The organism is Pseudarthrobacter sp. S3 (assembly GCF_050156905.1).
Taxonomy (GTDB): domain Bacteria; phylum Actinomycetota; class Actinomycetes; order Actinomycetales; family Micrococcaceae; genus Arthrobacter.
The window spans coordinates 335,214-359,030 of record NZ_CP189583.1; the positions used below are offsets into that span (position 1 = coordinate 335,214).

Sequence of the window (23,817 nt, forward strand, 5' to 3'; positions counted from 1 at the left end):
TGCCCATTTGGTTCGCGATTATTGATATCAACCAGAAAGTATCCGTCCGGCCGCTCCAGGCCGACCAGATCCAAAAGGACAAACCGTGAACCCGACAACAAATGCGATGCTCTCCGGCACTGCAAACTCAGCAACACTCAACTGGACGCCCGAGGACGAGCGCGCCGTAGACACCGCCCGTGTTCTGGCGGCGGACGCTGTGGAGAAGGTCGGCAACGGCCACCCCGGCACTGCCATGAGCCTTGCCCCGGCCGCGTACCTTCTTTTCCAGAAGCTGATGCGCCACGATCCCCGCGACCCGGACTGGCTGGGACGTGACCGTTTCATCCTGTCACCCGGCCACTCCTCCCTGACCCTTTATGTCCAGCTGTTCCTGTCCGGCTACGGCCTGGAACTGGACGACCTCAAGGCGCTTCGCACCTGGGATTCGCTGACCCCGGGCCACCCGGAGTACAAGCACACCGCCGGTGTCGAAATCACCACCGGCCCGCTGGGCCAGGGTCTGGCTTCCTCGGTGGGCTTCGCCTACTCACAGCGGCGGATGCGCGGCCTGTTCGACGCCGACGCTGCCGAGGGCACGTCCCCGTTTGACCACACCATCTGGGTCATCGCCTCCGACGGTGACATTCAGGAAGGCGTGACCTCCGAGGCTTCCTCGCTGGCCGGCCACCAGGAACTGGGCAACCTTGTAGTTGTCTACGATGAGAACCATATCTCCATCGAGGACGACACTGACATCTCCTTTACCGAGGATGTCCTCAAGCGCTACGAGGCCTACGGCTGGCACACCCAGCGCGTCGACTGGACCGAGACGGGCGAGTACGTCGAAGACGTCCAGGAGCTTTACTCGGCCCTGCTCGCTGCCAAGGCGGAGACGTCCAAGCCGTCCATCATCTCGCTGCGCACCATCATCGGGTACCCGGCGCCGAAGAAGCAGAACACGGGCAAGATCCACGGTTCAGCCCTGGGCGCCGAGGAAGTCGCAGGCCTCAAGGAGGTCCTGGGCTTCGATCCGGAGAAGTCCTTCGAGGTGGACCAGGACGTCCTGGCCCACGCCCGTGCCGTCGTCGACCGCGGCGCTGCCGCCCGCAGCGAATGGGATTCCTCATTTGAGGCGTGGCAGTCGGCAAACCCTGAGGGCGCCGCATTGCTGGAGCGGATCGAAGCCAAGACGCTTCCCGCCGGACTTGATGCAGTCCTGCCGGTCTTCGAAGCTGGCAAGGATGTCTCCACCCGGGCAGCGTCGGGTAAGGTCCTGAACGCACTCGGACCGGTCATGCCGGAACTCTGGGGCGGTTCGGCTGACCTCGCCGAGTCCAACAACACCACCATCGAAGGCTCCGCCTCCTTCATCCCGGTTTCCCGCTCCACCGATGCCTGGAAGGGCAACCCTTACGGCCGGGTCCTGCACTTCGGCATCCGTGAGCACGCCGCGGCGTCGATCGTGAACGGTATCTCGCTTCACGGCCGGACCCGGGCGTTTTCCGGTACGTTCCTGATCTTCAGTGACTACCAGCGCCCGGCCATCCGTCTCTCGGCTCTGATGGGTGTCCCGTCCATCTACGTGTGGTCCCACGACTCCATCGGCCTGGGCGAAGACGGTCCCACCCACCAGCCGGTGGAGCAGCTCTCCACGCTGCGCGCCATTGTGGGCCTGGACGTAGTCCGCCCCGGCGACGCCAACGAGGTGGGCATCGCATGGAAGACCATGCTGGAGAACCACGAAAACCCGGCCGGCATCGTCCTGACCCGTCAGAACGTCCCCACCTTCGCCCGCGGTAACGGTGCAGCACAGGGTGAGACCTTTGCTTCCCCGGCAGGTGTGGCCAAGGGCGGCTACGTCCTGGCAGAAGCGGCCAGGGACGGTGCAACCGTTCCGGCCGACGTGCTGCTGATCGCTACCGGCTCCGAGGTCCAGCTGGCCGTCCAGGCCCGCGAAGCCCTCCAGGCCGAAGGCATCGCCGCCCGCGTCATCTCGATGCCGTGCGTCGAGTGGTTCAACAAGCAGGACGCGGCCTACCGCGAGTCCGTGCTCCCCGCAGCAGTCAAGGCACGCGTCTCCGTCGAAGCCGGCCTGGCCCTGGGCTGGAGGGAATTCGTTGGCGATGCCGGCCGTTCCATCTCGCTCGAGCACTACGGCGCTTCGGCAGACTACAAGCGCCTGTTCCAGGAGTTCGGCATCACCGCGGAGGCTGTCGCCGCCGCCGCCAAGGACTCCCTCGCCGCTGCCCGCAACTGACCTTTACCTGCACTGCGGCCAGCGCCGCGGGACGGCCTCATGGGGGACGTCCCGCGGCGCGGCCGCGAACTGTCACCAGTCCACAATTTTTGAAGGAAGAAGCCATGACCAACGCAACCCCCACCGCCCAGCTCTCCGACGCCGGCGTGTCCATCTGGCTCGACGACCTCTCCCGTGAGCGTCTCGCCAGCGGCAGCCTGCAGAAGCTCATCGACGAAAAGAATGTGGTGGGCGTGACCACCAACCCGTCCATCTTCCAGGCTGCGATCACCTCCGGCTCTGACTACGACGCAAAGATCGCCGCACTTGCCGCGCAGGGTGCCGGCGTCGAAGAGACCATCTTCGAAATCACCACCACCGACGTCGCTGACGCCTGCGATCTCTTCGCACCGGTGGCAGCAGCCACCAACGGTGTTGACGGACGCGTTTCCATCGAAGTTGACCCGCGCCTCGCCTGGGACACGGCCGGCACCATCGCCGAAGCCAAGAACCTCTACAAAAAGGTGGACAAGGACAACGTCCACATCAAAATCCCGGCAACCCTTGAAGGCCTCGAAGCGATCACCGCTACCCTGGCCGAGGGCATCAGCGTCAACGTGACCCTGATCTTCTCGCTCGAGCGCTACCGCGCCGTCATCAACGCGTTCCAGTCCGGCCTGGAGCAGGCTAAGGAAAACGGCCACGACCTGTCCACGATCCACTCGGTGGCCTCGTTCTTCGTCTCCCGCGTGGACTCCGAGATCGACAAGCGCCTCGACGCCATCGGCACCGACGAGGCCAAGGCCCTCAAGGGCAAGGCAGGCGTAGCCAATGCACGCCTGGCCTACCAGGTCTACGAGCAGCTCTTTTCCACCGACCGGTGGGAAGTCCTGGCCGAAGCCGGCGCCCGTCCGCAGCGTCCCCTGTGGGCCTCCACCGGTGTCAAGGACCCGGCCTACCCCGACACCCTGTATGTCACGGGACTGGTTGCTGCCGACGTCGTCAACACCATGCCGGAGAAGACCCTCGACGCCACGTTCGACCACGGCGTGGTTACCGGTGACACCATTACCGGCGCCTATGCCGAGTCCAAGGCCGTCCTGTACGCACTGGACGCACTGGGTATTTCCTACAACGAGGTGGTTGCCCTCCTCGAATCCGAGGGCCTGGAGAAGTTTGTAGCCAGCTGGAAGGAACTGCTGGCCGACGTCGAAGGCGCCCTCGCCGCCGCCCGGAAGGCATCCTGATCCGAGCTCTGACAGCTACCGAAAGGCAGACACCATGTCCGCATCACCTCTGAAATGCTGCATCAACCCCAGCATCCTCTCGGCCGACTTCGCCAACCTCGAGGCCGAGCTTGCCCGCATCAGCAACGCAGATGCCGTGCACGTGGATGTCATGGACAACCACTTTGTGCCAAACCTGACCATCGGCCTGCCTGTTGTGGAACGGCTGCAGAAGGTCAGCCCCGTCCCGTTGGACGCCCACCTGATGATCGCCAACGTGGACCGCTGGGCGCCGCTGTACGCCGACGCCGGCCTGAGCTCTGTGACGTTCCACGTGGAGGCATCAGATGCCCCCATCAAACTCGCCCGGGAACTCCGCGCCCGCGGAGCCAAGGCGGGCATGGCACTTCGCCCGGCCACTCCGGTGGAACCGTACCTGGACATGCTCTCCGAACTGGACATGCTGTTGATCATGACGGTGGAGCCGGGCTTCGGTGGCCAGGCATTCCTGGACGTCATGCTGCCCAAGATCCGTCGTGCCCGCGCGGCAGTGGACGGTTCGGGGGTGAACGTGGCCATCCAGGTGGACGGCGGCATCACCGAGGAAACCATCACCCGCGCCGCGGAGGCCGGTGCCAACGTCTTTGTGGCCGGATCTGCCGTATACGGCAAGGCCTCACCTGAGGACGCCATCGAGTCGCTGCGCGCCAACGGGCAGCTCGCTTTCGGCTAACTACGCCGCACAACAACAACACCGCACCCCACCAGTCTGAAGGACCCTCATGCGCGTTCACATCGCAACCGACCACGCCGGTATGGAGCTTAGCTCTCACCTCATCACCGCACTGTCAGCCAGCGGCTACGAGATGGTAGACCACGGGCCAGCGGCCTACGACGCCGAGGACGATTACCCGTCGTTCTGTATTAATGCAGCAGCAGCCGTTGTGGCCGATCAGGCCGCCGGCGTTGACGCCCTCGGGATTGTGCTGGGCGGCTCGGGCAACGGTGAACAGATCGCGGCGAACAAGGTCAAAGGCGTGCGCGCGGCCCTGGCATGGAACCTCGATACAGCGAAACTGGCCCGCGAACACAACAACGCCAACGTTGTGGCAGTGGGTGGCCGCCAGCACACCGTTCAGGAAGCCACCGAACTGATCAAAGCGTTCCTGGCAGAACCCTTCAGCAACGCCGAGCGCCACGAACGCCGCATCGGCAAGATCGCCACCTACGAATCCACCGGCGAGGTTGCCGAGTAGCTTCATTTCACCGAGGCCCCGCGCAATCCTTTCGAAGGACTGCGCGGGGCCTTGGGACTGTTTGGCACGTGCTTGTGGCAGGCGCGACCAAAAACAAAATCCACTTGAGGAGTCACCATGCCCATTGCAACGCCAGAGATTTACTCCGAGATGATCGATCGTGCCAAGGCCGGAGGTTTTGCGTTTCCGGCGGTCAATGTGACGTCGTCGCAGACCCTGAATGCGGCCATTCGCGGGTTCGCCGAGGCTGAGTCCGATGGCATTATCCAGGTTTCCACCGGTGGCGCAGCGTACTGGTCCGGCGCATCGGTGAAGGACATGGTTGCCGGTTCGCTCGGCTTCGCCGCCTTTGCCCGCGAAGTGGCCAAGAACTACAACGTCAACATCGCGCTCCACACCGACCACTGCCCCAAGGACAAGCTGGACAGCTTTGTCCTGCCGCTGCTGGCCGCTTCCGAGGCCGAGGTCAAGGCCGGCCGCAACCCGATCTTCAACTCGCACATGTGGGACGGCTCGCACGAGGCCCTCGAGGACAACCTGCGCATCGCCCGCGAACTGCTGGCGCGTGCCGCCGCCGCCAAGATCATCCTCGAGGTCGAAATCGGTACCGTCGGTGGCGAGGAAGACGGGGTGGAGAACGAGATCAACGAGAAGCTGTACACCACCACCGAAGACGCCCTGGCGACCATCGAAGCCCTGGGTGCGGGCGAGAACGGCCGTTACCTGACGGCGCTGACGTTCGGCAACGTCCACGGTGTGTACAAGCCCGGCGGCGTGAAGCTGCGCCCGGAGCTGCTCAAGCAGATCCAGGCCGAGGTGGGCGCCAAGATCGGTAAGGAGAACCCGTTCGACCTCGTGTTCCACGGCGGTTCGGGCTCTTCCGATCAGGAAATCGCTGACGCGGTCTCATACGGCGTGATCAAGATGAACGTCGACACCGATACCCAGTACGCGTTCACCCGTCCGGTGGCCGGGCACATGCTCGCCAACTACGACGGCGTGCTGAAGATCGACGGCGAAATGGGCAACAAGAAGACCTATGACCCCCGCGTCTGGGGCGCCTCAGCCGAGGCCGGCATGGCTGCCCGCCTCGTCGAAGCCGCCCGCCAGCTCGGCTCCCTCGGCAAGACGTTCTAGCCCAAGAGGGCTGGGAGCCAAGATCCCTCACTTCAGTACGATCCGAACCCACTAAACTGCGATCGGGCATGAAGCCGCACTTCCGGGGCAGAGAGCCTGAAAAGGAGTATTCAATGAGCGAGAAATTGCGTTGGGGTGTCCTGGGCACCGCACGCGTCGTCCGCAAGACCATTCCGGCGCTGCAAGAAACAAAAAACAGTGAAGTCGTAGGTATTGCGTCCCGTACCGAGGAAAAGGCCAGGGAGTACGCCGATAAGCACGGCGTGCCCCAGGCGTTTGGTTCGTATGAGGCGCTGCTCGCTTCCCCGGACATCGACGCTGTCTATATTGCCCTGCCGAATGCGTTGCACCTCGAGTGGATTCTTAAAGCCTTGGATGCAGGCAAGCACGTCCTCTGTGAGAAGCCTTTGGCGATGAGCGCCGTCGAGTGCGAGGAGATTGCGCGCAAGGCCGACGAGACCGGGCTCAAAGTCTTAGAAGGCTTTATGTACCGTTTCCACCCACGTTTCGAAAAGCTGCAGGAGTTGCTTGGAGCCAACGCGGTGGGCACGTTGACCTTTGTCCACGTTGCGCACTCCTTTGATGCGGGCGGGGACGACAACATCCGCTGGTATGCAGGGCTCGGCGGCGGCGCACTTTTCGATGCTGGGTGCTACTGCGTCAACATGAGCCGGATGGTCACGGGGCAGGAGCCGGCTCATGTCGCCGCCTTTGGCAACTACCGTGACGCCAACGACGACGGTCGGATCGACACCAGCATTGCGGGCATGCTCCGCTTTCCCGCCGGCGCCACCGCGCTTTTTGATACGGGAGTGAACCTCGAGCGCCGTAACTTCTTGGAAATCACGGGCACCGGGGGCCGGCTTTACCTGGAGAATCCTTTCGGGCTGCTGGAGGAGGATTCGGTCCTGGAGGAGCATCACTTCGGGCAGGACACGATTTTTCACAAGATCAAGGGCGGAAACCACTTCGTCCGGATGGGCGAACACTTCGCCGGCAGCGTTCTCAACGGAACCCCGCTCCGCTACGACCTCACGGACGCGGCAAACAACGCCCGGGTGTTGGAAGCTCTCGACCAGGCAGCGAGGAAGCAAGAGGAGGCGTGACCCAGAGCAGCAAGCGCACCACAGACTCAACTCCCGCGACCTACGTAGGAACCCCAGTTAGCAAAGGACACCCTATGGCGTCTCATGACCGCTTCGCACGGCTTGACCGGCCCGTTGACGAGCACACGCCGGAGCTGCGCAGCACAACGGGCGGGGCCCGCACCGTGACTCTCCTGCGCTGCACGGCCGTCCTGTTTGACTGCGACGGGGTGCTCGTCGATTCGGACACCGCCGTTGTGCGTTCCTGGACCCGATGGGCGCACGAGATGAACCTGGACCCAGAAGAAGTCCTCCCTACCGTTTACGGACGACGATCGGTCGATACCGTCGCACAATTCGTCTCCCCGTCGAAGCGCCCAGCCGCCGTGGAGCTGATCGACGCACTGGAAATTGAAGACGCAGCTACCGCCACCGCGATCCCCGGCGCCGCCGAGCTCCTGGCAGCAATACCCGCTGGCCGGTGGGCTACAGTGACCTCCGCGTCACGCGACCTGGCCCACGCCCGCCTGTCGGCCGCCGGGCTCACCGCGCCCGAGGTACTGGTAACGGCCGGCGACGTCAGACACGGCAAACCGCACCCAGAAGGCTATCTGGCCGCAGCACAACGTATTGGCGTGCCGGCAGATCAGTGCGTCGTGGTGGAAGACGCCCCCGCCGGCATTCGCGCGGCGCGTGCGGCTCGGGTGGGACACGTCCTTGGCGTCGGTAGCCGTGGCTTCGGCGAACATCAGCCGGACGCCGCAGTACCTGATCTGCGGTCCGTGGGCTGGACCTGTGCCGGCCTCGAAATCCAGTAAACAAACAAATATTAGGTACACGCCAGCCTGACGTCCGGCTCGTGATGGACGCCCAGAAGAATCCTGCTGACCGGAGAGGGGCCTGCACTCGTATCGGTGCGCAGCCGGCCGACACGATCCGCGGCTGGGTCCGGAGGGAAGTGATCGATCAGGGCGTGCGTCCCGGCACCACCACCGATAACGCCACCCGGTTGGCAGAGTTGGAGCGCGAGGTTAGCTGAGTTGCGGCGGGCGAACGCGCTCCGGAGATCAGCGTCGGCTTTCTTCGCGGCGGAGCTCGACCGCCCACTCCGCTTACTCCGGAGCCTAGGCACGCCCCGTGTACAAACGGGCCGTCAGCGACGCTGTGAAGCCGGAGGCGATCATCCTAGGTGCACAGCGAAAATTACAGTGTCTACGCGGCCAGGAAAGTATACGCAGGTCGCAATCGTGCCAGCCACAAGGTGGCTCGCTGCCCCGTGGAACGGCTGATGCGCCGGTCCGGGCTCCAAGGCGTGCGTCAAGCCAAGCGACCCCGCACGACCGTGCCAGGTCCTTTGTCTCAGCGACTGGCAGACCTGGTCCGGAGGCAGTTCAATGCGCCGGCTCCGAACTGCCTGGGGGTCGCAGACGTATATTCGAACGTTTTCCGGATGGGTGTACGCGGCCTTCGTGCTCGATGTTTTCTCCCGCCGCGTGGTCGGCTGGCAGCTCTCCACCACCATGCGCACAGCCCTGGCGCCGGATGCGTTGGAGAGGGCTTCAAGACCGAGCAACGACTGGAACGCCGCCATCACGCGGGGCAGGACGGGGTCCGTGTCGCCGGCCTTTTTGGGGGCCCGCTGGTCGTGGGTGAGGATGGACCGGAGGTGCTCGACCGCCGACGTCTTGGGAATATCGTCGAAAGCTTGGTGCGAGAGCTCGATCTCTCGGTCACCGATCTGTTTGAGCAGCGCCGCGGACCGGCCACCGTGGCTGCGCAGCCACGGTGCAGATGCTCTCGGGTCGCGTGGACCCGGTCAATATCTTGATCAGGCGTTTTAGCCGCAGGTCGGGCAAGTCATTCGGCCTCGCGGCCGCAGTTGTCACAGGTGAGGTCAGTCGTGATGCTGGCGCACTCGCGACAGGTGTCTTCGCCTGCATCGGTCCGGCACGGAAGCATCCTGTCGGCACCGCAGAGCGGGCATTGATCGTATTGCTGGGTTGCGTTCGTGAAGCAGATGCCGCAGGTGCGTCCGACTGGACAGGAGACCCGGATCTTGCCGGTGGTCTACCCGCAGCGGTCGCAGCCCTTGCTCGTCCTGTTTGAGCGGGGATTTCGTTGGCCTCGACCTTGAAAATGTCGCAGAGTGCGACCAGGACCTGGAACCAGCTGGAGGGGCCCTTGGTGCATTCCAAAATGCCTGATTCGGCATCTTTCTCGTCCCTCCGCAGATGGCTTTCGCGAGTGTCCATCTGCTGTCCGGTCGCTTCAGGGCAAGGACCCCGATCGTCCAGTTCCGTGACGTTCGCCGCAGTCGCTTCTCGCATCGATATGCCATCGAGGGGTGGCGGTGGAGATATCAGGGCTCAGAGCTCGGCGTATTTGAAGGAGTGTGACTCCAGGCCTTCGGGGTTGGGGCCGTAAATGGTGACCATCCGAGCGTAGACGGGTGCCCAGTAACGGCCTGCTCGTCCGGGATTTACGCGTGCAGAATCTCCCGGCCTCAGGATGACAGTCTCGCCTTCGCTCTGGATATGAAGTTCGCCCTCCAGTACAAAGTTCGTCTCTGAATGGGGGTGGAAGTCCTCCCAGGCGCATGCGTCCAGTTCCCACTCGGAGAGTATGAAGTCGTCCCATGGGCCTTTAGGATGAGAATTTATGAACCTGCAGCGCAATCCCTGCCATTTGTCCTGCATGGCTTCCAGGGACTTCGCTGGCCAGAAATCGATCGCTTCGCCCGTCGTCACTGTCGGGAGCTGAGGAGTGTATGTAGCCATATCTTTTCACCGTTTCTTTAATAGGGAATCTACTTCTGGCATACCTTGTTGAATGTGAGGAACGTGTACCAACGTGACGCAGGTCACTGGTGTTAAAACTGTGACATGAACGTGCGTTCAAGTCAACGGTTCAACGCGAAGATGGCGAACCTTTCTTGGGTCACCCGATAGGCTTATGGAAGCTCCGCCGGTTGGCCGAAAGGGAGACTGGAGAGTGAGCTATGCGGTTACCCGCACGAGAACGAAAAGAACAGCTGATTGCAGCGACGATTGAACTTATGCGTCGTGAGGGCGTTCAGCCCGTGACCATGCGGGCTATCGCCAAAGAGGCTAATGCCCCCTTAGCCATGGCAAATTATTGCTTCAGCAATAAAGAAAACCTCTTGGATGCTGAAATCGAACTCATTTTGTGGGCCACACGCCATGCCGATGTCAGCCCGTTGGCCACTAAAATCTATCCTGCCTGTGAAGTTGAGCTGGGAAATATATTCTCCTCCGCCGCCCAAAGCAGCGGGGAACGGTGTCTCATATTCGCTGTAAGGGCCTTTTTGATGATCTACGACGTAGCGGCCACTCAGTACCTGACCGGCCCGAAGGCTGCTGATTCACGAGCCTTGTTCAGGGGCGGGCAGTTAGAGGCCTTGTGGTCCTGGCCCACCAAAGAGCGGCCCGCACGGGAAGAGCCGTCCGGAACGTGCTTTCGGACGTGTTCATCGCACGGGGTGTAATGGGCCTCAAATGGCGTGGACGTGATGCGGTTGGTGAGCGAACATGGTGGGCAACAAAGTTGCCCACCATGTTCAGAGTGATTTCGGCGTCACCGAGCGAACCTGCCGTTGCGTGTGGCCATTGAGGAACTGGATGGCTTCATCACGAACGTCCCCATCCGTGTCCTGCGCCGCCTTGAATTGGGGACTGCGTAATCAGTCACTGCCTCAACCCGTACTGTCATCATTTCCGGCTGCCAGCTCATCCGCAGGCTCCGCCTATGCGAGGGTACCGGTGGTCGGCGGTGCCGGCTGGGTGATGAGGGTGGGGTGGTCGTACTCGTTCGAGTAGGTCAGGAAGCTGTGGTGGGCCTCGTAACGGATCAGTATGTCCTCCATGATCTGCTGCGGTGTCACGCCCATCAGGTCATAGCCCTCCGAACCGGTCTGCGAGAAGACTTCCACGCGGTAGTAGACATCGGTTTCATGGCTCTTATGCCTGCCAAATTTCGGCACCGAAGCTTCCACGGCCTGTATCTGATAGTGGAAGTCGCGGTGGTCCGGGATGGTTACCACGATCACATGGCTGGGGACGCCGGTGTGTTCGTTCGGGAGGGTTTGCAGGGTTGCCTCATGGCCCTGTTTCGTGAACTCCTCGAGAGCTTCGGCAAGCGCGGGTTTGGCGGTGGCTTCAATAAACGCCGCCACGTCGTTCTTGGACGGGTAGGAGCGTACCCGTGCCAGCCGCTGGCCCCAGGTGCGGTCCGCCACGTGACCGCCGTGCACCGCCATCGATTGCCGCCGCAGCGCCCGGCCCTCACGATCGGCCTTCTCCATCCGCAAGGCCTTTGTGAAGGAGGCCATGACCAGCCAGGCGATGATCGTCACCGGCAGACCGAAGATCAGCGTGGCGTACTCCATGGTGGTCACGCCGCCGGCCACCAGCATCGCGATGGTCAGCATCGCGGTAACCAGGGCCCAGAAGATCCGGAGCCACTTGGCGCCATCCTGGGTCGCATTGGTGATGTGTGAAGAGAAGTTGGACATCATCATGGCGCCGGAGTTGGCGCTGGTGAGGTAGAACAGCATGCCGGACAACGTGCCCAGCCCGATCAGAAGAGGCGCTCCGGGGAACATCCCAAGCAGCGCGTACCAGCCCTCCTGCGGGCTGGTAATGGCCAGCTGCGCGAACGCCTCATTCCCGTTCAGTACCTCGTGCAGGGCACTGTTACCGAAGATGCTCACCACCAGGAAGTCGCACAGAACCGGGAAGGTGATGGCGGCGATGACGAACTCCCGCAGCGTACGTCCACGCGAGATGCGGGCCAGGAAGAGCCCCACGAACGGGCCCCAGGCCAGCCAGAATGCCCAGAAGAACAGGGTCCAGCCACCCATCCATTCCGAGCCGCCTTCCTGGTACGCGAAGGTCTGCAGGGTGCGTTCGGGCAGGGTGAAGACAAAGCGGCCGATGTTCTCCACCAGGGAGTTGAGCAGGAAGGAGGTCTGGCCGGTAACCAGCATGTACACCAGAAGCGCTGCGGCGCTCCAGATGTTCAGCTCCGCGACCCAGCGGATCGCTTTGTCAACGCCGGAAGTGCACGCGGCGATGGTCAGTATGACGGCGACAATCACCAGCGCGATCTGCAGCGCCAGGCCTTCTTCGAGACCGAACATGATGGAGAAGCCGACGTTCAGCAGCACCACGCCGATCCCCATGGCCGTCGCCACACCAAAGACGGTGCCCACGAGGGTGATGACGTCGATCGTGTCGCCTAGGCCGCCCTTGACGCGCTTGCCGAGCAGTGGATACAGGGCTGCGCGGATGGACAGCGGAGTGCCCCATCGGTAGGCGAAGTAGCCCATGGCCATGCCAAGGAGGGCGTACATGGCCCAGCCCGCAACACCGTAGTGGAACATGGTCCAGACTACGGCTTCGTGGGCTGCCTCGGCCGTCTGGCCTGCGCCCTCCGGTGGATTCATGTACTGGGTGATGGGTTCGGTCACGGAGTAGAACAGCATGTCAATGCCCACACCCGCCGCGAACAGGTAGGCCACCCAGGTGAAGAGCTTGTATTGCGGACGGGAGTGGTCCGGGCCCATCCGGACCGAACCAACCTTGGACAGCGCCACCCACAGGACAAATCCTATGACTACGGTGACAGTTAGCACATAGAACCAGCCGACGTTCTCCGCGATCCAGCTCACCACCGTCTTCATGGTGGACTGGGCGCCGGCAGGCACCAGCATCGCCCAGATAGAGAAAGCAATAATAATGACTGACGCGATGATAAAGACCCGCCAGTTGACCTTGGGCGCGGGTTCCTCAGTGAGTTCGGGGGACGCGGTGTCAGGTTTTTTATCGATATTAATGATGCTCAAATGTCCAACTCCAATTCGTGGTTCACGCCGCGCGGAACGCAGCACATCATGGTGGTTTTCTCGGTCTCTTACTGATCGGTCGGATAGACGTCCGGGTGCAGGGGTGCCCGGCGAAATACTGAGAGGAAACGTTCCCCGCAGATGCCGCTGGGGCAGATAACGTGATGCTTTTTCCTGCGTTTTGTAGGATGCTGCGAAAGATTCATCTAAGAACTGTTCATCACTTGTGTGGGGACTGCGCTGAAGATCACCTCTGAAGCCCGGTCAGGGCTCCCGGAGAAGATTGCTGCGAACCATGCATCCTCTGATTCCCAGAGGGCCAGCCGGGCTCTGCTTTGAGTTCGGCTGGTGTGATGCCAGTCACGCTGGTCGTCCACATACTGTGACAGGAACGAGTGTTCAAGTCAATGGTTCAACTGAAGATTTCGCGACCCTGTTTCCCGACCGAAGTCATTTTTACTGGATCTAGCATGAACGCTTGACTTGAACAATTGTTCATGTAGTGTCTATCGCAGCACGGTGGTCTACCTCACAATCAAGCGATGTAACTGACATTCACCGGGCACGTCTTAATAGAAGATTTCCGACTCTTGAAACGGTTGAAGCCATGAATGATGCAGGCACCATTCAGTCCCCGCCAGTGACGACGGGGAATGCAGTGGATTTCTGGGCAGCAAAGCCCTTGGAGGCCTTGGGCGGCGAATACGGGCGACTACGCTGCCGGTTTATCAATTCCCACCCGGTAGGCAGCTGGGACGACTTTATCCTCTCGGAATGGACGCTGGAGTCCTGTGCATGGGAGGACTTCCACCCGCACAGTGAAACCGCTTTCGTGCTGGAGGGTGAACTCCATATTGAGAGCCAGGGCAAGACTGTCATCCTGAGGCCGGGCGATTCGGCACGCGTCAACCCGGGCGGCCTGGGCCGGTACTGGGCGCCCGTTTACGCGCGGATGATCACCATTTACGGACCCAACCCCGAAGGCTTGGAATCACACTCCTTCCGGTACTCCGAAGTCTGATCCCGACATTTCCCTAAATGCCGAGACGCCCCGGACGCCGCCGAAACCCTTCAGCGCAAACCGGACCGCAATGAATCAAAAACCTCCGTCACCAGTAAAAGTCACATAACTTTTGAAAGGTAAATCACATGACACAACAGAAAGCCTCCATCTCCGCAGCCCTCATCAGCGACGCGAAGAACGCTACGGATCTGGACGATTGGGGACCCTGTCCTGAGGCGACCGGACCGCAGACGATGGACACCCGCGGAATCTATCTGTGGAAAGACGGGAAAGGTGCCGAATCCGGCATCTGGGAATGCACTGCAGGACCCTCCCGCTGGGTACTCGAAACGAACGAATTTGTGCACGTCCTCTCAGGCTCCATGACCATCACGCCCGACGGCGGGGAGCCCGAGCGCGTGGGTCCAGGCGACACGATCTTCATCCCCCGTGGCTGGAGCGGCAACTGGGAGCTTCACGAGACACTGCGCAAGCTCTACGTGATCTTCTAATCACAGATAAAAGCTATCAACAGAGCACCAATCCAAAGATGGACGGTTCTGGCAAAGATAAACAGTTCTGACAAAGACAAGTCAGAATTTCATAACACTATCCACAGGAGAGATCATGGAAACCACAACACTCGGAACATTCACCAAGGCCGGATCCATCCACAAAGTGGAAAACGGCTTCATCGGGCTGCCGTCAATGAACGTCCCGGGCGTCGATGCCGCCATCGGCGACTCCCTCACGCACCCCAACGGTTCGGTCATGAGCTCCGGATTCTTCGAGCTCAAGGCCTCCGAGCCGCTGGTCTACACGTACACCTGCGACGAAATGAAGGTTGTCGTGAAAGGTGAATTCATCCTCACCGACCGGGCTACAGGAGAAGTGACCCACGCCAAGGAGCGCGACGTACTCTTCTTCCCCAAGGGAGCAGAAATCACCTTCGAGACCCCCGACTACGGCCTGGGCTTCTTCACCGCCCACGGCTCCATGTCTTAAGCGACACGATTCGAGGCCTCCCTATCAGGCGGTAATGAATCAGATCACTGGAACCGCCACTTGCCCCTGCAGCAACAGCTAGCCAACACCCTGCTGCTGCAGGGGCAAGGACGTCCCATGGCGCGCATCACGAGATCTTTGGAGAACCCAAAGAAAACAATTGACTTGAACACCTGTTCATGTGCAAAATAGTCACAACATAGTGGTCCCCATCACAAGAAAGTCCTGCCATGAGTCGTCAGACAGCTGAGTCCCTGGAAGTCCTCGTCAATAGGCCTGAGGAACTTTACGAGTTGCTTAACGAGGCAGAAGCCATGCTCCGGCAAGCAGCAATGGCCCATGGGTCTGCCGGCATTAGGGTTACCCGGCATGATCCTGCCCGCTACACCTTTGAACTCAGCGACACGGTTCCGTTTGGCGAAACCTGGGAGCAGACAGCTCGGTGACCGGCGTCGCGGGCCTCGCTGCCAGTTTGGTCCATGCGGCAACAACGGCTCCCTCCTAGCGGACACGCACGGGATCAGCCTGTGTCCCGTACGCCCCTCGAGGCATCGTCATCGAACTCAAAACAGGCAAGTTTCAGCCTGAGTACGCTGGCTGACTTAACTTTGGCTCTCAGCGGGACTTGCGGCGGCACAGCCACAACCAATGTCACCGTCACCTCCTGCAGTGAGAGGTTCCCGCCGTCCGCTGGAGTCAGTCCATGCGGCTAAACAAACAAGAAGGAAAAAATTGTGGCTTCAGGGATGAATCGAGTGGGAGGGTCCGGCTGGGACGATGTCCAAGTTGGAGACAAGGTGCAGCTGGTCGGCAGCGGGCGCCCACAGTATGTCGGACTAGTAGACGCCCGGACAGCGGACGGTGAAATCATTTGGGTCCACGACCCTGTTGATGGCCGCCGCCTGTTCCACATTCAGGATGGCTACGAACTCCAGCTGGCCGCATCATGACCGAGGCGGTGTTCTGATGACTGTCACTACCGCTCAGGACCGGAAGTCGACCAGCTGCCAGGCCAGAAACGGAATGCCTCTTTCCGGAACAGAATGAATTATGGCGTATCGCCTAAGCGTCCGTGCCTCCCAGTTTGGGTTTACAGGATGATTGACACTGAAATTCGCGTTTGTTGTGCAGGAACTTATACCGCCGTGGCAAATGATGTTCTCTGAGCTCAGCACATTCAGGCGATAGGTTGTTGCCTTGCAAGCGTGTGGTGTCACATACGGTATGAAGGGTTTGGGCTGCCAGTCGCTAATCCCAATCACAGCGATTTGGATGCTAGTAAAAATCGCACGGCGTGCCCCATGCGTTTGGTTCGTATGAGGCGCTGCTCGCTTCCCCGGACATCGACGCTGTCTATATTGCCCTGCCGAATGCGTTGCACCTCGAGTGGATTCTTAAAGCCTTGGATGCAGGCAAGCACGTCCTCTGTGAGAAGCCTTTGGCGATGAGCGCCGTCGAGTGCGAGGAGATTGCGCGCAAGGCCGACGAGACCGGGCTCAAAGTCTTAGAAGGCTTTATGTACCGTTTCCACCCACGTTTCGAAAAGCTGCAGGAGTTGCTTGGAGCCAACGCGGTGGGCACGTTGACCTTTGTCCACGTTGCGCACTCCTTTGATGCGGGCGGGGACGACAACATCCGCTGGTATGCAGGGCTCGGCGGCGGCGCACTTTTCGATGCTGGGTGCTACTGCGTCAACATGAGCCGGATGGTCACGGGGCAGGAGCCGGCTCATGTCGCCGCCTTTGGCAACTACCGTGACGCCAACGACGACGGTCGGATCGACACCAGCATTGCGGGCATGCTCCGCTTTCCCGCCGGCGCCACCGCGCTTTTTGATACGGGAGTGAACCTCGAGCGCCGTAACTTCTTGGAAATCACGGGCACCGGGGGCCGGCTTTACCTGGAGAATCCTTTCGGGCTGCTGGAGGAGGATTCGGTCCTGGAGGAGCATCACTTCGGGCAGGACACGATTTTTCACAAGATCAAGGGCGGAAACCACTTCGTCCGGATGGGCGAACACTTCGCCGGCAGCGTTCTCAACGGAACCCCGCTCCGCTACGACCTCACGGACGCGGCAAACAACGCCCGGGTGTTGGAAGCTCTCGACCAGGCAGCGAGGAAAGCAAGAAGGTAGCGTCTGAGCGGGCCCCGTTCAGACGCTGGCAGGATCGCCGCGGTCAGCGAACCGATTTTCCTCGGCCCGCTGGCCGCCGTACGACCAGCCTGGGCAGCTCAGCCGAACAGGACTGCAGCCTCGTCGTAGCGGTTCTGCGGCACAGTCTTTAGCTGGCCCAGGGCTTCCTTGAAGCCCACCTGCTCGATCTCCGTGCCCTTCAGGGCCACCATGGTGCCCCAGAAGCCTTCCACCACAGAGTCGACGGCTGCCATGCCCAGTCGCGTGGCCAGGACTCGATCGAAGGCTGACGGCACGCCGCCGCGCTGGATATGGCCCAGAATGGTGGCACGCGTTTCGATGCCGGTCCGGGCTTCCAGTTCCGGGGCCAGCTGGTCCGCGATCCCACCGAGCCGGGGCCGCCCAAAGTTGTCCAGGCCACGCTCGGAGTGCGGGGATTCCATATGGTCCGGGACAAACCCTTCGGCAACCACTACCAGTGGTGCGCGGCCCCGAGCGTGGGCTTCCTTCACCCACTGGGCAATCTGTTCGATGCTGACCTTCTGCTCGGGAATGAGAATGGCATGGGCGCCTGCCGCCATGCCGGCGTGCAGGGCGATCCAGCCCACGTGACGGCCCATCACCTCTACGATCATGCACCGGTGGTGCGATTCGCCGGTAGTGCGCAGCCGGTCGAGGGCCTCGGTGGCGATCTGCACGGCCGTGTCGAAACCGAACGTGTAATCCGTGGCGTCAAGGTCGTTGTCCACGGTCTTCGGGACGCCCACAATCTTCAACCCGGCGTCGGTAAGGCGCTTCGCAGCAGCCAGGGTTCCCTCACCGCCGATGGCGATGATGGCGTCGATGCCCAATCGGTCCATGTGCGCCTTGATGACCTCGGGCCCGCCGCCGTTCTCAAACGGGTTGGTGCGGGAGGTGCCAAGGATGGTTCCGCCCTGCTTCGCGATGCCCCGGACCAAAGTGCGGGGAATATCGATGATGTCGCCCTCAACCACACCGCGCCAGCCGTCCAGGAAACCCACGAATTCGTGTCCGTGGATGGTAATGCCCTTCAAGACGGCGCCGCGGATAACGGCGTTTAAGCCGGGGCAGTCGCCACCGCTGGTGAGGATTCCAATTTTCATGTTTCGGCTCAAATCATAGGAGAAGGTTTACAGCAGGGCACCTGAATGCCTTTTGATGGTGCGGCACGTGCCAAAATCTGTCAGGCCCGGGGATACCCCCGGGCCTGACGCGGCACAGCTAATGCGGTTAGGACGTGAAGATCACAAAGAACTTCCTGATCCGTTCCTGGATCTCCCACGTCCCCTGCCAACCGATCGGGAAGATAGCGGCTGTTCCGGCCTCCAGGGTGATCGGTTCAGCGCCGTCCTCGGTGACCACCATGCGGCCTTCAAGGACATGAATCGCCTCACCGCGCTCAAGGAACTCCCACCGGGAGAGGCCTGGCTCGGCTTCCCAGACTCCGGAGAGGATGCGGGAGTCGTCGCTGGTAAAGGGAATGGCAATTCGCGTCGGTATCTCGTCGCCGAGTACCTCGGCCAACGGCGCGCCGAGCAGGGATTCGTCGAGTTCCCCTGCGAAGAGCTCGCTGGGCTGGAAGGTGATGCTCATGTTGATGTACCTTTCTGTTGCTGCCCGCCGGTAGCGTCTCCGGCCGGCTGGTGGTGGCCGCGGCTCGAGATAAGCGGCGGTTGAATTTAGGCCAGTGCGGCGAGCACCGACATGGCTTCCTCAACGACATCCGTAGCGGGGAAGGAGGGGCGCTTCATGCCGGCCATCTCTTCCATGACGCGGACTACCTGGCAGCTGTAACCGAACTCGTTGTCGTACCAGACGTAGAGGACGAGGTTCTTGCCGTTGGCGATGGTGGCCAGGCCGTCCACGACGCCAGTGCGGCGCGAGCCGACGAAGTCGGTGGAAACGACCTCAGGAGAATCGACGTAATCGATCTGCCTGCGCAGGTCCGAGCGCAGTGACATTTCCCGAAGGAAGTTGTTGACCGCGTCCTTGGTGGTGCCGTTTTCCAGGCTCAGGTTCAGGATGGCCAGCGAAACGTCGGGGGTGGGGACCCTGATGGAGCTGCCGGTGAGCTTGCCCTGGAGTTCGGGGAGGGCCTTCGCTACTGCGGTGGCGGCACCGGTTTCGGTGATGACCATGTTCAGCGCGGCGGAGCGGCCGCGGCGGTCACCGTTGTGGAAGTTGTCGATCAGGTTCTGGTCGTTGGTGAAGGAGTGGACGGTTTCCACGTGGCCGTGGATCACGCCGAACTTGTCGTTGATGGCCTTCAGGACCGGGGTGATGGCGTTCGTGGTGCAGGACGCTGCCGAGACGATCCGGTCCGTATCCTCGATGCTGCCGTGGTTGATCCCGTGCACGATGTTCTTGACCGGGCCCTTGCCCGGCGCCGTCAGGAGAACCCGGGCAGCACCCTTGCTCTGCAGGTGCTGGGACAGGCCTTCGGCATCGCGCCAGCGTCCCGTGTTGTCCACCACCAAGGCGTTGTGGATGCCGTACGCGGTGTAATCGATCGTGGCAGGATTGTCCGAGTAGATGACCTGAATCCGCACACCGTTGGCGGTGATGGTGTTGGCGTCCTCGTCCACGCGGATGGTGCCTCGGAAGGGGCCGTGGACCGAGTCGCGGCGCAGGAGGCTGGCGCGCTTGGTGAGGTCGTTATCGGAGCCGCGGCGAACCACGACGGCGCGCAGGCGCAGGCCTTGGCCGCCACCGGCCTTTTCGATGAGCAGGCGCGCCAGCAGGCGGCCGATCCGGCCAAAACCGTACAGCACGACGTCGGTGCTGGTCCGGTCATCGCCACCGCGCTTGCCCACGACATCGGCAAGCTCGGCACGGAGGAACTCTTCCAGGGTGGCGCCGTCGCCTTCTGCCTTGAACTTTTGGCTCAGGAGGGCGATATCGATCGCGGCCGAGCCGGGCTCCAACCGCAGCAAGGTCTCCAGCAGCGGGGCGGTCTCTTCCGGACGCAATTCGTCCTTACTGATCCGGCGTGCGAACCGGTGCGCCTTGAGGATGTCCATGGTGGACTTGTTGACCAGGGTCCGGCCATGAATGGTGGTGACCACGTTGTTTTCGCGGTACAGCCGGCCAATCACCGGAATCATGGCCTCGGCGAGAGCCTCCTGGCCCATCCATGTATCAAGGCAAGAATCTTTAGTTTGTAGCATCGGGCTGCCTTTCCAATGGGGGTCGGATCTGGATGAGCTTCAGCTCCTGAGATGGTCCAGGAGACCCGCCGGTCTTTCCGAGGGGTGGTGGTTAGTTGATGGCGGCGCGGAGCTGCTTGGCTGCCAGTGCGGGGTCGGCTGCACCGTAGATGGCGCCGCCGGCGACGGCGACATCGGCGCCGGCCTTCTGGACGTCTGCGATGGTGGCCAGCTTCACGCCGCCTGCTACGGAGAACGGAACGCGGGCTTCGGCGCCGGCGCGGAGCAGGCCGTTCAGGTCGAAGCCGGGCTTTGCCTGCTCGTCCAGGCCGGCGTGCATCTCAACGAACTTCGCACCCAGGGCGCGGACTTCCTTGGCACGGGTGACCTTGTCTGCGATGCCGATGAGGTCAACGACGATGCCCTTGTTGTGGGCTTTGGCTGCCTTGACGGCGCCAGCGATGGTGGAGTCGTCGGCTGCACCGAGCACGGTGACCAGGTCAGCGCCGGCCTTGAACGCGATGTCGGCTTCGAGTTCGCCGGCGTCCATGGTCTTCAGGTCAGCGAAGACAACCTTGTCCGGGTGGGCGTTCTTGATCGCGGTGATGACGGAGAGGCCTTCGGCCTTGATCAGCGGGGTACCGAGCTCGATGATGTCAACGAATTCGGCGACCTGGCCAGCGAGTTCGAGGGCGGCTTCGGTGGTCAGGAGGTCAATAGCAACTTGGAGCTTCATGGTGTTGTTTTCTTTCTGCCGTGAACTACAGGTGGGTGTGGACAGCTAGTCCTGACATCCATCGTCCAGTCTTTTGCAGGCAGGCGAAACGCCAATTCGGGATGGTTCAAACTACCTTTTTGGGTAGGCTCCTCCGGCCGCCCGGGGGAAAGTATGGTTCTGTTTTGTGGCACGGGAAACGGCGGTGTTGCCCCGAAACTCGACGGGGAGTGCCACCTCAGGCGGCCTGCGCCTGCGGGGCCGCCTGAGATTTGCGGCCAAGCTCCGCGGTCCTCTTCACCGACCACCACAGCAGCACCACCAGGAGAACATTGCGTGTTGTCAGGATGGCAGCCATGACCGGGTGGGCGTGGATGAGCGGTGTGTAGAACAGCGGGTAGATCACAAACGTGGTCATCGCGATTCCCATCATCAGCGCAGCAGGTACCTTCCACCGCTCCCAGTCGTGCGTGAGGCCCGCGATGATCACCGGCGCCAGCCAGATGATGAACTGTGGCGAACCCACCTTGTTGAACACGATGAACGCGGTGGTCATCATCAACGCGCCCTCGAGGAAGAGCTCCTCCCGCTCGGCGCCGCGGTTCAGTGCCCGGACCAGCAGGACGGCCGCCACCATGGCGGCGAGGATCAGCAGCGGCTGCATCAGGAACGCGGCCACGTCGGCGCCGGGGCCGTAGACCTCGGTGGAGTTGATGGCCGTGTTGTCCGCCATCTTGGACCCGGCAATGTTGAAGACGCTGAGCCACACCCACGGCGTGGAAAACGTGGCCTCAAGCTGCATGCCACGCTCGCCCTGGTTGGTCAGGAAGTCCATGATGTGCGTCAGGCCGCCGGACAGGTACGCGCCCAGGCCCACGACGGCGGTGACCGCCACCCCGGAGGCCAGCACCTGGATCCGCTTACGGCTGGCAATAACGATCGGCACCAGTACCGCTGCCGGCCACACCTTGAGCCAGGTGGCGATGCTCAGCAGGATCCCCGCCACCACGGGGCGTTCGGCCGCGTACAGCAGGGCAATCAGCACGATGGGGGCCGTGATGCCCTCCACCCGGGCGAAGCTGAGGTAACCCATAAAGACGGTGAAAAACAGCCACCACCAGGCCGGGGCGATGCCCTTCACCTTCCGCGGTCCGCGGGTCAGGAAAGCAAGCCCGACGGCGTTGAGGGCTGTGATGATCAGGAACCAGCACAGGAGGTACAGGCTGGGTCCGGCAATATTCGCGAGGAAGATCGGGATCTGCGCCAGCGCCGGGTACACCCAGGGGCTGATCTTGCCGTCAAGACTGTCCGGGTTGTAGCCGTCCGTGGCCCACTGACGGTACTGCTCGGTGTCGCTGAACGTATCGCCGTTGAGGAAGAACGACGCCATCCAGCCCAGGAAATACAGGTGGATGACCGCAAAGCCCCACCAGACGCTGGAAGGACGGGTAAACCAGTCCGCCACTCGCGCGGGCAGGACGGTGCTGCGGACGCTGACCAGCCGGTCGAAGAACTTCGTGGAAATCTCAGGACTCCTTGAGCACGGGGACGGACGCGGACGTCTTCTTGCCCAACGAGTACAGGCGCCGGACCGACCACAGGAACAGGACGACCAGGAGGACGTTGCGGATGGTCAGCACGCCGGCCATGACTGGGTTGTTGTGGCTGAGGGCATCGTAGAAGAGCGGGTAGATGAAGAACGTTGCCACCGCGATGGCGATGAGCATGGCCGCGGGGACCCGCCACTCACGCCAGCTGTGCGCCAGGCCCACCGCCACGGCCGGGGCCAGCCACACCATGAACTGGGGCGAGCCCACCTTGTTGAACACCACAAAGGCGGTGGCCAGGGTGAGTGCTCCGGCCAGCAGCAGCTCGGTGCGGTCCACGCCGCCGTCGGCCTTGCCGGTGCCATTGAGCTTGCCGTTGTGCAGCGCCCAGAAGGTCAGTCCGGCCACGAGCAGCGCGGCAAGGATGAGGAGCGGCTGCATCAGTACGGACATCACCGCGGTGCCGGGGCCGTCCACCTGCATGGAGTTGATATCGGTGTTCATGTACATCCGGGAATCGCCGATGTTCAACACGGAGAGCCACAGCCACGGGGTGGTGAACGTCGCCTCAAGCTGCATGCCCCTGTCACCCTGCTGGGTGAGGAAGTTCAGTAGCTTGGGCACGCTGCCAACCGCGGCGGCGAGTGCCACCACCACCGCTGACGTGGCCACGCCGGCAAGCACCACCAGCAGGCGGTTCTTGACGACGGCGAAGAGGGCCAGCATCACTGCTGCCGGCCAGACCTTCACCCAGGTGGCCGTGGCGAGCAGTATCGAGGCGATGAACGGCCGGCCCACGCCGTAGGCCAGGGCCACCAGGACGATCGGTGCTGTGAGGCCGTCCACGCGTGCGAAGCCGAGCCAGCCCATCAGCAGCGTGAAGATCAGCCACCACCAGCCTGCGGGGATGGCGTTCTGGTTGCGGCCGCGGTCAGTGAGCTTAGCCAGGCCCCAGCCGTTGAGGATGGTGGTCATCAGCACCCAGAGGAAGAAGAACGGTCCGGGACCGGCAAGGCCTGCCAGCGCCATGGGGATCAGCGCGAGGATGGGGTACACCCACGGGCTGGGGCCGCCGCTGAGGTTCGCTTCGTCGAAACCCGCCCGGGCCCAGTCGCGGTAAATGAAGGTGTCGCTGAAGGCTTCGCCGCGCAGGGACAGCAGCGCAGCGAAGATCAGGAAGCCCAGGTGGACCAGGATGAAGCCGGTGAGGAGCCCCCGCGGCGTGTTCAGCCAGTACCGTGCGGCCGCAGGCAGGACGACATTGCGGATCCGTGTGAGCGTGGCGAAGAATGCGTCCGTGGAAATGGCGGAATCCTTGTCAGAGAGGGGCAAAAACAGGTGCCGGATCTTGCCGCTGGGCTGGAACCGGGAGCATCGGAGGTCCGCTTACAACAGCCTCCACCTTGAGTCAAGGGTAGTTGAATGTCACGGGTGCCCAATAATCCTGCGGCTCCGCGATTG

21 protein-coding genes are annotated in these 23,817 nt (G+C 62.1%); 13 read left to right on the forward strand and 8 right to left on the reverse strand.

Features of this window, described 5'->3' with window-relative positions; genetic code table 11:
• The first annotated feature begins 106 nt into the window (after positions 1-106).
• The 7 genes from tkt to ACQCSV_RS01690 all read left to right on the forward strand — a co-directional run bounded on the left by tkt (position 107) and on the right by ACQCSV_RS01690 (position 7,740).
• Positions 107-2,239 carry a transketolase gene (gene tkt, locus ACQCSV_RS01660; protein ID WP_426939504.1) on the forward strand — a complete coding sequence of 711 codons (2,133 nt, stop codon included), beginning with the start codon at positions 107-109 and terminating at the stop codon, positions 2,237-2,239.
• A gap of 104 nt (positions 2,240-2,343) precedes the next feature.
• Positions 2,344-3,465 (forward strand): transaldolase, encoded by a 1,122-nt coding sequence (tal, locus tag ACQCSV_RS01665; protein ID WP_426939051.1) that lies wholly within the window; start codon positions 2,344-2,346, stop codon positions 3,463-3,465.
• A gap of 34 nt (positions 3,466-3,499) precedes the next feature.
• The gene (rpe, locus tag ACQCSV_RS01670) at positions 3,500-4,177 is read left to right on the forward strand and encodes a ribulose-phosphate 3-epimerase (protein ID WP_354156486.1); all 678 of its coding nucleotides are present in this window, start codon (positions 3,500-3,502) and stop codon (positions 4,175-4,177) included.
• Positions 4,178-4,226: 49 nt separating this feature from the next.
• Positions 4,227-4,700: a ribose-5-phosphate isomerase gene (locus tag ACQCSV_RS01675; RefSeq protein ID WP_354156487.1), complete on the forward strand. Its 474-nt coding sequence runs from the start codon at positions 4,227-4,229 to the stop codon at positions 4,698-4,700.
• A 117-nt stretch (positions 4,701-4,817) separates the two neighbouring features.
• Positions 4,818-5,837 carry a class II fructose-bisphosphate aldolase gene (fbaA, locus tag ACQCSV_RS01680; protein ID WP_426939052.1) on the forward strand — a complete coding sequence of 340 codons (1,020 nt, stop codon included), beginning with the start codon at positions 4,818-4,820 and terminating at the stop codon, positions 5,835-5,837.
• 113 nt (positions 5,838-5,950) lie between these two features.
• Positions 5,951-6,943, forward strand: a complete 993-nt coding sequence (locus ACQCSV_RS01685; protein ID WP_426939053.1) for a Gfo/Idh/MocA family protein — start codon at positions 5,951-5,953, stop codon at positions 6,941-6,943.
• Between the two features lie 74 nt (positions 6,944-7,017).
• Positions 7,018-7,740: an HAD-IA family hydrolase gene (locus tag ACQCSV_RS01690; protein WP_354224780.1), complete on the forward strand. Its 723-nt coding sequence runs from the start codon at positions 7,018-7,020 to the stop codon at positions 7,738-7,740.
• Between the two features lie 1,548 nt (positions 7,741-9,288).
• On the opposite strand, the gene ACQCSV_RS01695 is transcribed toward ACQCSV_RS01690, so the two are convergent.
• Positions 9,289-9,699 carry a cupin domain-containing protein gene (locus tag ACQCSV_RS01695; protein WP_354156419.1) on the reverse strand — a complete coding sequence of 137 codons (411 nt, stop codon included), beginning with the start codon at positions 9,697-9,699 and terminating at the stop codon, positions 9,289-9,291.
• 221 nt (positions 9,700-9,920) lie between these two features.
• Between ACQCSV_RS01695 and ACQCSV_RS01700 the strand changes: the two genes are divergently transcribed.
• Entirely contained in the window at positions 9,921-10,427 is a 507-nt protein-coding gene (locus ACQCSV_RS01700) for a TetR family transcriptional regulator (protein WP_426939054.1), read from the forward strand.
• Between the two features lie 258 nt (positions 10,428-10,685).
• On the opposite strand, the gene betT is transcribed toward ACQCSV_RS01700, so the two are convergent.
• The gene (betT, locus tag ACQCSV_RS01705; RefSeq protein ID WP_354162959.1) at positions 10,686-12,785 is read right to left on the reverse strand and encodes a choline BCCT transporter BetT; all 2,100 of its coding nucleotides are present in this window, start codon (positions 12,783-12,785) and stop codon (positions 10,686-10,688) included.
• A 607-nt stretch (positions 12,786-13,392) separates the two neighbouring features.
• Here betT and ACQCSV_RS01710 point away from each other — a divergent pair.
• From ACQCSV_RS01710 to ACQCSV_RS01730, 5 genes are all read left to right on the forward strand, one after another.
• Entirely contained in the window at positions 13,393-13,806 is a 414-nt protein-coding gene (locus tag ACQCSV_RS01710) for a cupin domain-containing protein (protein WP_354156422.1), read from the forward strand.
• Positions 13,807-13,934: 128 nt separating this feature from the next.
• A complete protein-coding gene (locus ACQCSV_RS01715; protein ID WP_354156423.1) occupies positions 13,935-14,300 on the forward strand; it encodes a cupin domain-containing protein in 366 nt (121 codons plus the stop codon).
• A gap of 115 nt (positions 14,301-14,415) precedes the next feature.
• Positions 14,416-14,793, forward strand: a complete 378-nt coding sequence (locus ACQCSV_RS01720; protein WP_282331776.1) for a cupin domain-containing protein — start codon at positions 14,416-14,418, stop codon at positions 14,791-14,793.
• A gap of 230 nt (positions 14,794-15,023) precedes the next feature.
• Positions 15,024-15,239: a hypothetical protein gene (locus ACQCSV_RS01725; RefSeq protein WP_354156424.1), complete on the forward strand. Its 216-nt coding sequence runs from the start codon at positions 15,024-15,026 to the stop codon at positions 15,237-15,239.
• Positions 15,240-16,087: 848 nt separating this feature from the next.
• Positions 16,088-16,927, forward strand: a complete 840-nt coding sequence (locus tag ACQCSV_RS01730; protein ID WP_426939055.1) for a Gfo/Idh/MocA family protein — start codon at positions 16,088-16,090, stop codon at positions 16,925-16,927.
• Between the two features lie 98 nt (positions 16,928-17,025).
• Here the strand turns inward: ACQCSV_RS01730 and ACQCSV_RS01735 are convergent, their stop codons facing one another.
• From ACQCSV_RS01735 to ACQCSV_RS01760, 6 genes are all read right to left on the reverse strand, one after another.
• Positions 17,026-18,051: an ATP-dependent 6-phosphofructokinase gene (locus ACQCSV_RS01735; protein WP_354156426.1), complete on the reverse strand. Its 1,026-nt coding sequence runs from the start codon at positions 18,049-18,051 to the stop codon at positions 17,026-17,028.
• A 127-nt stretch (positions 18,052-18,178) separates the two neighbouring features.
• Positions 18,179-18,541 carry a cupin domain-containing protein gene (locus ACQCSV_RS01740; protein ID WP_354156427.1) on the reverse strand — a complete coding sequence of 121 codons (363 nt, stop codon included), beginning with the start codon at positions 18,539-18,541 and terminating at the stop codon, positions 18,179-18,181.
• A gap of 86 nt (positions 18,542-18,627) precedes the next feature.
• Positions 18,628-20,115 (reverse strand): glyceraldehyde-3-phosphate dehydrogenase, encoded by a 1,488-nt coding sequence (locus ACQCSV_RS01745; RefSeq protein ID WP_354156428.1) that lies wholly within the window; start codon positions 20,113-20,115, stop codon positions 18,628-18,630.
• Between the two features lie 91 nt (positions 20,116-20,206).
• A complete protein-coding gene (gene hxlA, locus ACQCSV_RS01750; protein WP_354156429.1) occupies positions 20,207-20,830 on the reverse strand; it encodes a 3-hexulose-6-phosphate synthase in 624 nt (207 codons plus the stop codon).
• 217 nt (positions 20,831-21,047) lie between these two features.
• Positions 21,048-22,274: a glycosyltransferase 87 family protein gene (locus tag ACQCSV_RS01755; protein WP_426939056.1), complete on the reverse strand. Its 1,227-nt coding sequence runs from the start codon at positions 22,272-22,274 to the stop codon at positions 21,048-21,050.
• Positions 22,275-22,335: 61 nt separating this feature from the next.
• Positions 22,336-23,661 carry a glycosyltransferase 87 family protein gene (locus tag ACQCSV_RS01760; RefSeq protein ID WP_426939505.1) on the reverse strand — a complete coding sequence of 442 codons (1,326 nt, stop codon included), beginning with the start codon at positions 23,659-23,661 and terminating at the stop codon, positions 22,336-22,338.
• Between the last annotated feature and the right edge of the window lie 156 nt (positions 23,662-23,817).